Below are 12,887 nucleotides of genomic sequence, written 5' to 3'. Positions count from 1 at the left end.
CATTCTCATCCGCTATCGACGGCTTCGTTTGATGGGATAGGTCAGCAGATCGCGATAGCCGCCGCGCATGTAGAACAGGCCGTCCGCAACGAGGCGGCGGACCTGGTTCTTCAAGGGGCTGACTTCCCAGTCGTTCTTGGACCGGCCGCGAAATCCGAGCAGCGCTTCGGCGATGACGCGGTAGCTGGCCCCGGCCAGTTTTGCGTCGAGCGCGCGCAGGATCAGGATATGCCGGTCGCGGGTCTGCGTCGGCAGGTCGTGCCGCCGGTCGCCGGGCGGGCGTCCGGCCAGCGCCAGCCAGAAGCGCAACGCCGCTTCGGCGCGCAACTCGAACAGGGTGTCGAGCGGCAGGATGACGACGAAGCCTGTCGGACCTTCGGGCGGAGCGTTCGCGAGCCAGAAGCGATGTTCCTCGCCCGATCCGCGCCAGAGACCGTGCCAGGCTCTGTCAACGGCCGGTCGTGCAGCCAGACCGGGAAGCCCCGGCAGCACGACGGGCATGGCGAAGTCACCGGGCGGATCGCCAGAGGGGCGAAGTTCGAAGGCGTCAGGCTGGAGCGCAGGTGTCCAGAAGAGCGATGCGCGATCGGCGGGCTGGTCCGGGTCCGCCGCGAAATCGCAACCCCCAGCGGTTGGAGAACGCGGTCTGCGCTTCGGTGTCGTGACCGGATATCCGTTTCATGCGATGGAAATCGCGGCGATACTCGTCGTCGCGGCGGAGATACTCCCAAGCGAAGCCGGCGGCAGGAATGCTTTGCGCATGTCCATAGGCGGCCGGCGCGCGCCAATCGAATCCTGGCATGGCGTCACCTCTTTCTTCCAGCATGGGATCAGCGCTGGAAAGACGAAGTGTCCACAACTTCCGATATACTTTGAAGTCAGCGTTATCGGATATGTAGATCGCGCATTGCGATCAATATTGGTGAATCATGACTTAACATAGCAGACGTGTTTTGGCGAGCCGGGCGCAGCCCGGCGAGCGGCGGCCGTGGCATCGACACGGCCGCGCCGCCGATCCGGATCGACGGATCGGCGGAAAATCGGATAGCCGCAAATAAGCAGAGCCGTGCAACCGGAAACCCGGCTGCACGGCTCCACGATCATCCGCGTTTCAGGCGCTGCATCCCTTCGGCCAGCGTCCACAGCGCGCGGTTCAGCCCGACATTCTGGTCGATGCCGTTGATGGCGCGGGTCTGGCTGCGACGAATACGGCCCTCGGCATTGGTGCGGCGACCGTCCAGCCCGCCGCGTATCATGTTCTCCTGAATGACGTTGAACGTGGTCCACAGGCTTTGCCCGACATCCTCGCGGCGGCGCGGGGCGATGATCTGATCGGGGCGGACGGGGCTTTCGTCCTCGCCATAGCGGGCGACAAGGCTGGCCTGGGCCAATACCCGCTGTTCGTCGTGCGACAGCCGGGTGTCCTTCATCGTCTCGGTCGCATCGATCAGACGCGGGAAGTCTTCGGCGACCGTGTAGACCCCTTCGATGATCTGATCCTGTATGCCGCCCTTGTGGGGGACGCGGACTTCCTCGAAGCGCTCGCCCGCGATCATGCTGTTGGTGCAGACGAACCGCAGCATCCCGGCGAACATCTGATAGGCCGACGTTCCATCGTGTGAATTCACGATGATGACTTCCGCCGCCTCGGGCTTGCCGATGCCGTCATCGCGGCGCAGGCGCAGCATATGCTTGGCGTGGCCGTGGCGGCTGCCGTCGCGCGGCACCGACTGCACGGCGAAGAACGGAAACCATCCTTCCTTCCGCAGCCCCTCCACGATCTCGATGGTGGGGACGTACACATAGCGGTCCGACCGGCTGTCATGCGCCTCGCGGGCGAAAACGGACGGGACGTGGCGGTAAAGGGCTTCGTTGTCGAGGGCTTCGCGCCCGCTGATCTGGTGGCTGTTGCGGCCGAACCGGGTGGCGAGTTGATGATACATGATCTGTCTCCGTGGGTCTGGGTTGGAGCGCAGCGCTGCGCTGCAACCCTGGCCGTCGCCGAGACCGGGGTAGCAAGGTGCAAGGGCGGCCGGGCCGGAGGGGGATCACCCGGCCTGCACGGAACGGAGGAACGACGTGGAGGAAGGCCGGGGACACCGGCCCGGACGAGCGTCAGCGATCCCTTGCAACGCGCGGGGGCAGCGCCCCTAGCCAGACCCGCCCGGCATGAGCGCCAACGGGCGCCGGGCATCAGGATCTGATCGGGATGTGCAAAGCCGTGGAACCTGAAAACCGTACATCCTGATCGCCGCATTCCCTGACAGGCGGTGACCGCCATGACCATGACGAAGCCCCGCTCCGGTGAGCGGGGCTTCGGGGCGTGTCCGGCTCAGTCGCCGTTGCGGCGGGACCAGATGAGGTTATGGGCTTCGCCGTCCTCGCCCTCGACCAGGCTGGCGTAGATGGGTGCGGGAAAACTCGGATCGTCCAGCTTGACGGAGAGGTACTCGCGCTGCGTCTCGCGGGCGGTCTTCTTCCAGGCTGCACCGAATTCTGTAGCCCCTGCGAAGATACGGAAGTCGGGGCCGCGCTCGCTTTCGCCCTCGGTGGGGACGAACTTGGCCTTGACGTTGAGGGTCAGGGTCTTGACTGCGCCGGTGAAGCCCGCGCCGTTTTCGTTCTTGGTGAAGGTGCCGATGGTCGCCATTGCCGTGTTCCTTTTCGCATCCGGCCGCGCCTGTCGCGACCTCGATGGTGGTCGTGCGACCGGGGACGATCGGCCCCGCACCCGTCAGGGCGGGAATGCAATGTACGGCGGACGGCGGCAGCTTTTTTGTCTCGCGATGCAAAGCGCGCCTGCGCGCGGCGGAAAAAAGCTGGCGACGGACGTTGCGGGAAGACGAGCGAGGCGCAGCCGGTCTTCGGTCAGACCCAATCCATTCGAGGACGCCGTGGGCGTGGCTGTCAACGAAATCGGAGGAACACAGCACTGGTGGCGGTCGGTCCCCGCGCCACTCACCGGAAACGTTCGCAAACCTTCGGTCGAGTCAACTTTACGCCTGACCTTCGATGGCAAGGTCCGCTCATGTTCACCGGCGGGCTTGGGTGCTTCCTGATCTTCGCCTTCATCACAGCACCGGCGTTGGCAGGCCGGAGACCATTGTCAGGCTGAGCAGCGTGACCGTCCTTACCCACGGGCGATCCGAGAATCCACGCGCGCAACCCGGCGAGATGTCGCTACCGAGACCGGAGAAACCGTCGTCATGGTCCTGCCGCCGTTGCTTTGAACGGATATTTCTGCACCCTCGCGCGTCTGAGCGGGGCATCATCAGCGGAAGGGCTACAACGCCGCCTTTCGTGTCAGCGATCGAAGCCGAATGGCGGACACGCGCCGTCGGCGTGGTTCCGGCGCAGCCGAGAGCGCGGCCCGCAGGGGACACCCGGATTTGCCCCTCGCATCACGTCGGCTGTTGAACGATACTCGGCCAAAAGCGATACACGCCGACCGGGGAGCAACGATTACATGATACTGCCGAGTCCGACCCATTCGAACTACACAAATCTTCTGACCGACATTGAGCGCGGTCAGGTCAAGATTCCGCAATTCCAGCGAGACTTCGTCTGGACCATGCAGAAATCCGCCGCCCTGCTCGACAGCGTCCTCAAAGGATATCCGGTCGGCACTTTCATCTTCTGGTCAACGAAAGACCGCCTGCGCAGCGTCCGCGATCTCGGCAACACGCCTCTGCCGGAGCCGAAAGACGGGGAAACCGTCTCATTCGTACTCGACGGCCAGCAGCGTCTCACCAGCCTTTACGCTGCGCTGCGCGGGATCAAGGTCGAGCGCAACTCGGGCAAGACCGACGACTTCGCCGACATGTTCATCAACCTCGACGCAGGCGAGGACGATCAGATCGTCGTGACGGAGGTCGCCGATCTGGCGGACGGAACGTGGATCAGGCTGCGCGACCTGATCCACGGCAGCTTCAAGACGCTCGCGGCCTACCCGGCCGACTATCACGAGCGACTATCGGAATACCGGCGCCGGATCGAGTCCTATGACTTCTCGATCATCCTTGTGAAGGACGTGCCGATCGACGTCGCCACCGAAATCTTCACGCGCATTAATGTTGGCGGCAAGCCGCTTAGCGTGTTCGAGATAATGGTCGCGAAAACATATGACGAGCCGCGCGAATTCGATCTGGCGGAGAAGTTCGATGAGCTGGTCGCCAGACTGGAGCCGCTCGACTACGAAACCGTCTCCGACGCGACGCTCCTGCAACTGGTGTCGCTGATCCTGACTAAGGAGTGCAAGAAGCAGACGATCCTCAAGCTCGGCAAGACCGCATTCATCGACACGTGGCCCCGTGCCACCGATGCGTTCGAGCGGGCCGTTGAGTTCTTCCGCAACAGCTACCGCATCCCGGTGTCGCAACTGCTGCCGTACAATACGTTGCTCGTGCCGTTCGCATATTTCTTCTTCCATCACCCGGACAAGCCGTCTGCCGCGCAGCGTCCGCTGCTCGAAGATTTTTTCTGGCGCTGTTCGCTGGGGGGGCGCTACTCGTCGGCGGTCGAAAGCAAGCTCGCGCAGGACGTTCGCCGGATCGACCGCATCCTGAAAGACAAGTCACCCGACTATGATTGGGCGGTGGACATCTCGCCCGACTTCCTGCTGGAAAATGGATGGTTCAACGCAGGACGCAGCTCGATCAAGGCGATCCTGTGCCTCTACGCCTTCCACGAGCCGAAATCGTTCAACGACGATTCCATCGTCAGCATTCGCAATTATTGGCTGAAACAGGCCAACAGCAAGAATTATCACCACTTCTTCCCGCGCACCTATCTCGGCAAAAAGAATGTCGAGGAATGGCGGATCAACAACATCCTCAACATCACCATCGTCGATGACTATCTGAACAAGCGAGAAATCCGCGCCAAGCCGCCTGCGACCTACATGAAGACATTCAAGAAATCGAACAAGGCGCTGGACAAGACTATGGCCTCGCATCTGATCGGCGACCTGGACGACTTCGGCGTGTGGGAGAACGATTACGACACGTTCCTTGCCGAACGGGCGAAGCTGGTCAGCGAGGAACTGAGCAAGCGGATTATCAGCCGTCAGATCGACACAGACGGTCAACCGTCGCGTGACGACGACTACGAAGAGGAAGCCGTCGCCTTCGAATGAGAAGCGGTTTCGATCCGGCAGAATGGAGGCCGCATGTTTGCGTCCCTTGATCTATGAGCGCTGATGACAATGCCAGCCTTGTCGAACGGAAAGACGCATCCGCGACCTTTGTAGTCCTCTCGGGCTGTTCGGGCGGTGGTAAATCGACGGTGCTGGCGAAACTGGCGGCGTTAGGCCACGCGGTGGTCGAGGAACCGGGCCGCCGTATTATAGCCGAAGAGATCGCCAGCGGCGGAACGGCGCTGCCGTGGATCGATTTGGAAGCGTTCCTGCGCCGTGCGATCGACATGGCGCTAGCGGACAGGGCGGCGGCGGCGGCAAACCAAGCTTGGACGTTCTTTGATCGCGGCCTTGTCGATGCCGCGTCGGCTCTGGAAGATCTGACCGGCGAGCCGGTGCTGCGCTCGCTCTGCATGGCACATCGCTATCATCGGCGCGTGTTCGTGACGCCGCCGTGGTCGGAGATTTATGTCACTGACGCGGATCGCAAGCACGATTTCGATGAAGCGGTCGCCGAATATGATCGGCTCGCACAAGCGTTCCCGAGCTTGGGATATGAAGTTGTGCCGCTTCCGAAGACGACGCCAGCGGCACGAGCAGACTTCGTGCTTGCGTCTCTCGAAGCTTTCAACGCGCCGGGTCGATAGACGAATCGGCCAACCGCACCAATGCCGACGCCCCGACGACACTGCCGCCGATGACGCAGAAAATCTGCCGCCAGACCTCTGACGGCATGGCCTCGCCGGTGACGCCGTGGACAAGGGCGTAGCCCGCAACGGCGGCGGGCGCGGCGAAGACCAGCGCCACGATCAGGCGCAGGACCGGCGAGCGTAGCGACGCGAAGGCGAACACCAGCAGGCCATAGGCGGCGGACCCGGCGACGAGGCCGACAAGGCCCGCGCCGATCAGGCCGGAGCCGGTGGCGTAGGCCATGCGCGCCGCTTCGACGGAGAGCATGAAGGGCAGCGCATACACGGCGAGCGTATAGGCCAGGACGCACAGTCCCGCGATCAAGGCCACGCTCATCAACATCACGGCGATCATGACGGAGTCTCCATAGCGGCGATGACGGTCGAAGTCATCGAACAGTCGAGGTCGGCCGGTCGCGCGGTGAACACCGCGCGACCGGAATTTTGGGGTGTCGGGCGGAAGGAAGGCCGGGACCGCTGATGCGATCCCGGCCCGGTCCTCACTCGGCGGCGATCTGGAAGGCGTCACCGTCCTGCTGCGCCTCGCCCAGCCACGCGGGCCGCGCCGTCTTCATGACGGCGGGAAGCCAACCGGTTCCAGCCAGAAGCTGTGCGGCAGCCTCCGCCATGTCCGTCTTCTTCAAGCCCGCGATCCGCTCCGCCGCCGCGTCGCTGACGGCCTCGCGCACGGCGGCGAGGATGTGCGCCTTGGTGACGCGACCGAAATAGGTCCGAACGGTGGGCGTCCAGTGCGCCGTCATGTCGAGCGCCACCGCCGTCGCCAGCCTTTCGGCCGTCGCATGGGCATGGGGCTTGCGCTCCCAAGGCTGCTTCACGGCATTGACGGTGAGCGAGGCGCAATGGGCGAACAGCGCCATGACGCTGGCATGGTCCAGACCGGCGATGAAGCCCCACAGGTCGGCCACGTCGCGCGGCATGTCCGCCGCCCATCCGGCATGACGATCCGCTAACGCCTTTCCCGCCGCCGTGTCCTCGATGCCATCCGCGTGGGATGCAAGGGCGCTGCTGGTCGGGCGGATTTCGAGGCAGGCAGCATCCGCCCCGCGATAGAAGGTCTGCGCCGCCAGCGTATGGGTGACGGCGATCAGCGCCATGTCCGGCTGCTCGCCCAGCGCAAGGCGAAGGCCCAGCGTCCGATGCGAGGTCAGGTCGCGGACGAGAAGGTCCGACAGCGGCTTGCCCGCATCCCCGACATCCTCGTCCTCGGTCTCCGATGCGGTAACGGTGTTGCCGTTGCCGTCCCCGTCACGGTCGCCGTCCTCGATGATCTCGCCGTCACCGGTGACGCGAACGCCGTCCACCACGCTGCCACCGTCACCGTCTGCATAATCCTCGGGGGCCGGCTGCTCGTCCTCGGCCCGGATGAAACCGCGCTCGATGCGGGCTTCCCCGTCATGGGAGAGGATGACGAACACACCGCCGCGCATGATCTCGTCGGCATCATAGGCATGACGCAAGGCGTCGATGCGCTCGATCTCGGCTTCCAACTCCCCGAACCGCTGATCCACGTCCTCGGGCAGTTCTTCGGCGCTGTCATACTGCTCGGTCAGCGCTTCATACTCTCCCTGCGCGGCGGCATAGGCGGCCTCGTCTTCCTCTGACAGGGCCACCGGATGCGGATAGGTGCGGCGAAGGCCGTTGCCGTGCGGATAGTCGATATGGGCAGCGGCCCACTTCCAGCCTTCCTCGGCCTTCACGCTCTCCGCGATTTCGTGCAGGTTCTCGATGACAAGCCGGTCCAGAAGCGCGGCATCCTCATAGAAGCCGCCGCGATCCTCGGTGAACAGGTCGCGCAGGATCACGCCGCCCGCTTCGGTATAGGCCTCCGCGCCGACGAAGACCGCCCGCCGATCCGTCGCCGCGATGTGCATCCGGGTCAGGTCGCGGCGGATGGTCGAGGGGTCCTTGTTCCACGACAGGTTCTCGTACACCTGCTCCTGCCGGGCCGGATCGTCCACGATGGCGAAGGCCATCAACTGCTCCAAGGTCAGGCCACCGTCACGGTAGACCTGCATCAGCTTGGGGCTGACAGCGCCGAGACGCATCCGCTGGCGCACGACATGGGCGGTCACGCCGAACCGGGCGGCGATATCCTCCGCACCCCAACCGCGCGTTTCGGCAAGCTCGCGGAAGCGCTCGAACTGGTCGGCGGGCGAGAGGTCTTCGCGCGTGACGTTCTCGTCCAGACTGATTTCGCTGGCGTCGTTCACGGTGTCGATGACGCAGCGGATCGGTTCGGTCTTCTTGATCTGCTTGCGCTTCACGCGCAGCAACTGCGCCAGCCTGCGGCCTTCACCGATGCTGACGAGATAGAAGCCGGTCGCGGCTCCCTCGGCGTCAAGCTCCGGCTCCACCACGAGGTTCTGCAGGATGCCCTTGGCGTGGATGCTCGCCGCCTTCGCCTCGATGGACGCCTCACTGTGCGGCGTCTTGCGGGCGTTGTTCGGATGCTTCTTGAGCTTGTTGAGCGGGATGAACACTTCCGCGCCGGTCACGGCAACGGGGATGGCGGTCGTCTCATTGGCAGGGGTCGTCATGGTCTTTCTCCTATGGGCTTGGGTTTCGCGCAGCGAAGCGCCGCGCTGAAACCCTGCCCGTCGGCGAGACCGGGGGGTGCAAGGGCCAGGGCGGCCGGGGTGGAGGGGGATCACCCGACCTGCACAAGCGGATGTCCGTCATGACGGATGTGCTGAACATCCCATCCGCGCGGAAGGTCGGGGAGACCACCCCGGCCGGCGCGGCTTGCCGCGCTTCACCCTTGACCGCGCCAGGGGGCGGCGCCCCCAAGCAACCCGCCCGGCGTGAGCGTCAGCGGGAGCCGGGGACAAAAAATCGGATCAGGATGTGCAAAGCCGAGAAACCGGAGAACCGTGCATCCTGATCGCCGTATCGTCTTGGGGCGTTGCGGGGTTTCCCCGCAGAAGGGGTCGGACGAGACCTTGGCTCGACCGCAGGGGAAAACATTCCCCTCAATAGATATTTGTGCGTATTTAGTCTGGGCAGACATGAACATCGCGGAGCATGAATGCTTCATCATGGCTCTGCTATTACTTTAACGGTCTTGATGGGTAGCGCAGATACCTCTCAGTTCATCGGATACGGGAGAATTTTTGTGGACTTTGAAGATCTCGTCACGGCGCTTTCGCCGCCACCAAACCGCATTGGAAAATCCAGCGGGGAGCACGAACACCATCTCTATGAAGGGGCGGTGATGGTCGCCTACGCCATGCACCTCTTGCGAACCCAGGACACCCGTCATGTCCGCGTCCACCCCGATGGAGAACATGGCAAGCAGTTCGACTTCTCAGGCTGGTTGCTTCGGCGTGACTTCGCCAAGGTTTCCAGCATCGGCACCACCAGCTATGGCGGCCTCTATCGGAATGCTGCGGGCCAGGAGATTACCGTCAATCCCAAGTCGGGTTTGGGGGATGTGGTCGCGGAGGTCGGCAGCCAGGTCATTTCGGCAGAATGCAAGGGTGGGATCATCAACACACGGCATTCGGGACAGGTGTCCCGGCTCTACAAAGGGCTGTGCGAGACGGTCGGTCTTTTGATGGCGACGCCATCGCAAGGGCGTCAGGTCGCGGTCGTGCCGTTCACGGAAAGCACCTTGCGTCTTGCGGAGCGACTGGCGCCGCGCTGCGCGTTGGCCGGTATCGAGATCGCGCTGGTCGGAAGTCGCGGCGAGGTCAGGGATGTGAAGCCGATCGCAGTCGCAGGGTAACCCTTCGAGATTCGGCGGCGGACGACGTGACATAACAACAATGAGGGAGAGAGAGATAATGAAGCGCGTACTGACGGTCGGGGTCACCTATACCGGCGAGACGATCGAAGGGGTTGAGATTGAAAATCTCGGGCTTTGCCAGGCTGGGGTCGATAAGGCGCGCGCGGCGTTCCCCCTCTACGAATACGACACGATCATTATCAATCCGCAGAGCTACACGCATTTCCTGTTCGGCGCAGAAGGCGAGTTCTCGAACGAGCCTCACGAACTGGGAAAGCTGAAGGGCCAGAACGACAGCTACGACATCGATGCTGCTTTCGATGCCGAGGACCGGGAAAAGGAGATGGAGGCCGCTATTGCGGCCGGTGCCACCGTCGTCTGGTGCCTGTCGGAGCCGAAGCGGATGAACTTCTACGGCTATCGCGAAACCCATCTGGGCTATGCGGCCCCGAAAGTTGCCGCGCTGGTGAAGCGTTCAGCGCTGCTGGTGAAGAAGGGCCGGCGGATGGGCGCGATCGATCACGACAGCCCGTTCGTGCGCTATTTCGATGTCCTGTCGAAGACGGGCTGGAGCTTATGTCTGTCAGATCCGGCCGAAGGCATGACGTCGATCGCCTCTACGCCGGAGGGCTACAGCCTCGGCGGACACGTTGTGCGGGGAACGACGGTCGGATGGTTGCTCACACCGCCGACATCGGCAGAAGCCGAGAACCAGTTGGTGCGAGACAGCCTGGCGTTGGAGAAGGCCGATCCGGCGCATGAGAAGTATCGTGGTATTTTCCTAAGCCATACCGGCGTCGACAAGCCGTTCGTGCGCCGCCTGCGTGACGATCTCCTCGCGCATGGCGTGCCGCGGGTCTGGCTGGACGAGGCGGAAATCGACATCGGCGACTCGCTCATCGCCAAGATCGACGAAGGCATGAAGCTCAGCCGCTACATTGCCGTCGTGCTCTCCAAAAAGTCGATCGACGCGCCATGGGTGAAGAAGGAACTCGATGTCGCGATGAACCGGGAGATCACCAGCGGCGAGGTTGTCGTGCTACCGCTGCTCTACGAAGCCTGCGAGCTGCCAGAGTTCCTGAAGGGCAAGATGTACGCCGATTTCTCAAAGCCCGAGGAATATGAGGCCATGCTGGCAAAGCTCTTGCGCCGACTGCGGATCACCTAATGGACGACGCAGCGCCGACGCCGAACGAGGCGATGCTTAGCGCGATGGCGGAGCTGTGGCGGCTGAGCCCGCCTGGGCCTGATAATCTCTTAGCTGCACCGGCGTTCGAGCGGCTGCGTGACGCCTGCCGTGACGGTTATCCTAATGTCGGGAAGAAGGGGCCGGCATTCGCCCTCTCGACCGCGCTGCGTTCGCTCGGTCTGCCATGCGGGCTTCGCGCGGACGCGGCGCATCTCGCATCTCCTGTCGAGGCGGCGGCAATGGGGCTCGACATGGCGCTGCGTGCGACTCATGCGCGCCGCCTCCATCTCGCGCCGCTGGATATGGCGGAGGAAATCCCATCGTTGGCGTTCGGGTCGGCGCGGATTGGCCGTTTCACTTCGGACGAGCTTCGCGCGTTCGTCGATACGACACGGTTGCAGCGCGTGTTCCAGGGCGTGGATTTCGATGCCGATCGATTTTCTGAATTCCACTGGCTGGTTGTCGAGGAGCATGTGGCGCTTGAAAACGAGCCGGAAGCGCGTGCCGTGCCGGTCCTTTTCATGGACATGCGAGAGGACTTTGGGCGGATCGAACCGCACAAGGGGCGATTTCCCAGCGCGCTTGAAGACGCGCTGTTTTTCTTCCTGCTCGCGCCTTGGGAAAGTTGGTCGACTATGCCGGAAGTCGATTGGCGCGGTTTCCGCGTCCCATGGGTTTATACGGTCGATAGCGACATCTTCGTGCGCCCCAACTCACCGCCGTCAGCCGATACGCTCAACTGGGAAGACCGCATCTATGACGACGGTTATGGCGGGACGGTCGAAGTCCAGCGCCCGCTGGAACTGCAACTGTCCGACGAGGCCAAGACGGGGATCACCGTCTGGGATCAACATCGGTGGACAATCGTCGAACAAGCGAAGCGGACGGTCCTGTTCGAAACGCCGATCTCCCACTTCCTCGTCCGCGCATTTCTGTCAGAGGACGTCGATGAGTTTCTGGCGCATGTAACCACCATCGAGGCGGCTTTGGGCCTACAGGCCGACTACCAGAAGAGTTTTCGCGTCGTCCCGGATCGGCACAAGAAAATGAGTCCGACGAAAAAGATGCGTGGACGGGTGGCCGGACTGCTGGGCAATCGCGACTATGCCGACCAGTACGAGACGCTCTTCAACGTCAGGAGCGCTTTCCTGCATGGCCGCGCGATGGCGTCGATCTCGACTGACGAGCAAGTTCTGGCTCGGTCGTTGGCGCGTCGCATCGTCGAAGCGCTCATTCTGGCGACACAGGCCGGACCGATCACCTCGCGCGAAGATTTCTTGGACGATCTGCTCGATAAGGGGATTCAATTGATCCAGGCGCCCGCAGCGTCAACGATCTAGGGCCTGTGGGGATTCATCGTGAGTTGATGACACCTGCGGCAAGGTAGATCATGGCTTCGAAGCTGCGGTCGGTTTTGCAGGCGCGCATGGCGATGCGCTTGAACTCTTTGATTTTGCAGAAGAAGTTTTCGATGAGATGGCGCCATGCGTAGATGGCGGCATCGATCTTGAGCTTCTGCGCGCGGGCCGGATGCTGTGAGATGACGATCCGGGCGCCGCGCTTGTTGAGTTCGGCGACGAGTGTATTGTTGTCGAAGGCCTTGTCGGCGATCAGCCCGTCAAAGGCGACGCCCTCGATCAGCGGCGGCACCTCGACACTGTCGTGGCGCTGGCCCGGCATCAGCCGGAAGCGCACCAAATTGCCCAACGCATCGGTCATCGCGAGGATTTTCGTCGTCATGCCGCCTTTGGAACGGCCAATGGCCTGGCTTTGAGTCCCCCTTTTGCGCCTTGACCGTGACGGTGAACCTTGACGATCGTGGCGTCGATCATGGCATATTCCAAGTCCGGCTCATCCGACAGCGCATCGAATATGCGCTTGAAAACATCGGCTTCCCGCCAATCCCGGAAGCGCCGGAACGCCGTGCTCCAGTTCCCGAACCGCTCCGGCAGGTCGCGCCATGGACTGCCCGTACGAGCAATCCACAGCACAGCCTCCAGGAACTGACGGTTGTTCCGACCGCTACGTCCGGGATCGCTCGGCTTGCCCAGACAATGCGGCTCGATCTTCGCCCACTGGGCGTCTGTCAAAACATCTCTGTCCATCCACAGCGTGAATCACATCCGCCTC

Annotated in this window: 11 protein-coding genes and 1 pseudogene; 5 read left to right on the top strand and 7 right to left on the bottom strand. The window is 62.9% G+C overall.

The window, feature by feature from the left end; translation table 11 throughout:
- Nucleotides 1-12 precede the first annotated feature (12 nt).
- The 4 genes from ACW172_RS18590 to ACW172_RS18575 all read right to left on the bottom strand — a co-directional run bounded on the left by ACW172_RS18590 (nucleotide 13) and on the right by ACW172_RS18575 (nucleotide 2,650).
- The gene (locus tag ACW172_RS18590; protein WP_248117531.1) at nucleotides 13-501 is read right to left on the bottom strand and encodes a DUF2285 domain-containing protein; all 489 of its coding nucleotides are present in this window, start codon (nucleotides 499-501) and stop codon (nucleotides 13-15) included.
- Between the two features lie 46 nt (nucleotides 502-547).
- On the bottom strand, nucleotides 548-826 hold the full coding sequence (locus ACW172_RS18585) for a transcriptional regulator domain-containing protein (protein ID WP_248117529.1): 279 nt from the start codon (nucleotides 824-826) through the stop codon (nucleotides 548-550).
- Between the two features lie 274 nt (nucleotides 827-1,100).
- Nucleotides 1,101-1,943, bottom strand: a complete 843-nt coding sequence (locus ACW172_RS18580; RefSeq protein ID WP_248117527.1) for a DUF932 domain-containing protein — start codon at nucleotides 1,941-1,943, stop codon at nucleotides 1,101-1,103.
- A gap of 389 nt (nucleotides 1,944-2,332) precedes the next feature.
- Nucleotides 2,333-2,650 carry a DUF736 domain-containing protein gene (locus ACW172_RS18575; protein ID WP_227439335.1) on the bottom strand — a complete coding sequence of 106 codons (318 nt, stop codon included), beginning with the start codon at nucleotides 2,648-2,650 and terminating at the stop codon, nucleotides 2,333-2,335.
- Nucleotides 2,651-3,466: 816 nt separating this feature from the next.
- Here ACW172_RS18575 and ACW172_RS18570 point away from each other — a divergent pair.
- Together ACW172_RS18570 and ACW172_RS18565 are read left to right on the top strand one after the other, a co-directional pair.
- On the top strand, nucleotides 3,467-5,134 hold the full coding sequence (locus ACW172_RS18570; RefSeq protein ID WP_248117525.1) for a DUF262 domain-containing protein: 1,668 nt from the start codon (nucleotides 3,467-3,469) through the stop codon (nucleotides 5,132-5,134).
- A 53-nt stretch (nucleotides 5,135-5,187) separates the two neighbouring features.
- Nucleotides 5,188-5,781 (top strand): AAA family ATPase, encoded by a 594-nt coding sequence (locus ACW172_RS18565; RefSeq protein ID WP_248117523.1) that lies wholly within the window; start codon nucleotides 5,188-5,190, stop codon nucleotides 5,779-5,781.
- Here ACW172_RS18565 and ACW172_RS18560 read toward each other — a convergent pair.
- Entirely contained in the window at nucleotides 5,762-6,178 is a 417-nt protein-coding gene (locus tag ACW172_RS18560) for a hypothetical protein (RefSeq protein WP_248117521.1), read from the bottom strand. The genes ACW172_RS18565 and ACW172_RS18560 overlap by 20 nt on opposite strands.
- A 145-nt stretch (nucleotides 6,179-6,323) precedes the next feature.
- The gene (locus tag ACW172_RS18555; RefSeq protein ID WP_492032890.1) at nucleotides 6,324-8,495 is read right to left on the bottom strand and encodes a ParB/RepB/Spo0J family partition protein; all 2,172 of its coding nucleotides are present in this window, start codon (nucleotides 8,493-8,495) and stop codon (nucleotides 6,324-6,326) included.
- Nucleotides 8,496-8,869: 374 nt separating this feature from the next.
- On the opposite strand from ACW172_RS18555, the gene ACW172_RS18550 reads away from it, so the two are divergent.
- From ACW172_RS18550 to ACW172_RS18540, 3 genes are read left to right on the top strand one after another with little or no spacing between them, the layout of a single operon-like run.
- Nucleotides 8,870-9,568, top strand: coding sequence for a hypothetical protein (locus ACW172_RS18550; protein ID WP_248117516.1), 699 nt, complete (start codon nucleotides 8,870-8,872; stop codon nucleotides 9,566-9,568).
- A 58-nt stretch (nucleotides 9,569-9,626) separates the two neighbouring features.
- Entirely contained in the window at nucleotides 9,627-10,736 is a 1,110-nt protein-coding gene (locus ACW172_RS18545) for a toll/interleukin-1 receptor domain-containing protein (protein WP_248117514.1), read from the top strand.
- Nucleotides 10,736-12,097, top strand: a complete 1,362-nt coding sequence (locus tag ACW172_RS18540) for a hypothetical protein (RefSeq protein WP_248117512.1) — start codon at nucleotides 10,736-10,738, stop codon at nucleotides 12,095-12,097. Before ACW172_RS18545 ends, ACW172_RS18540 begins: the two co-directional genes overlap by 1 nt.
- A gap of 13 nt (nucleotides 12,098-12,110) precedes the next feature.
- On the opposite strand, the pseudogene ACW172_RS18535 reads toward ACW172_RS18540, so the two are convergent.
- Nucleotides 12,111-12,862: pseudogene (locus ACW172_RS18535) on the bottom strand (IS5 family transposase).
- Between the last annotated feature and the right edge of the window lie 25 nt (nucleotides 12,863-12,887).

The sequence above is a fragment of the Brevundimonas sp. ALps5 genome, from assembly GCF_058681645.1.
This window is presented reverse-complemented; position numbering and strand designations above follow the sequence as displayed.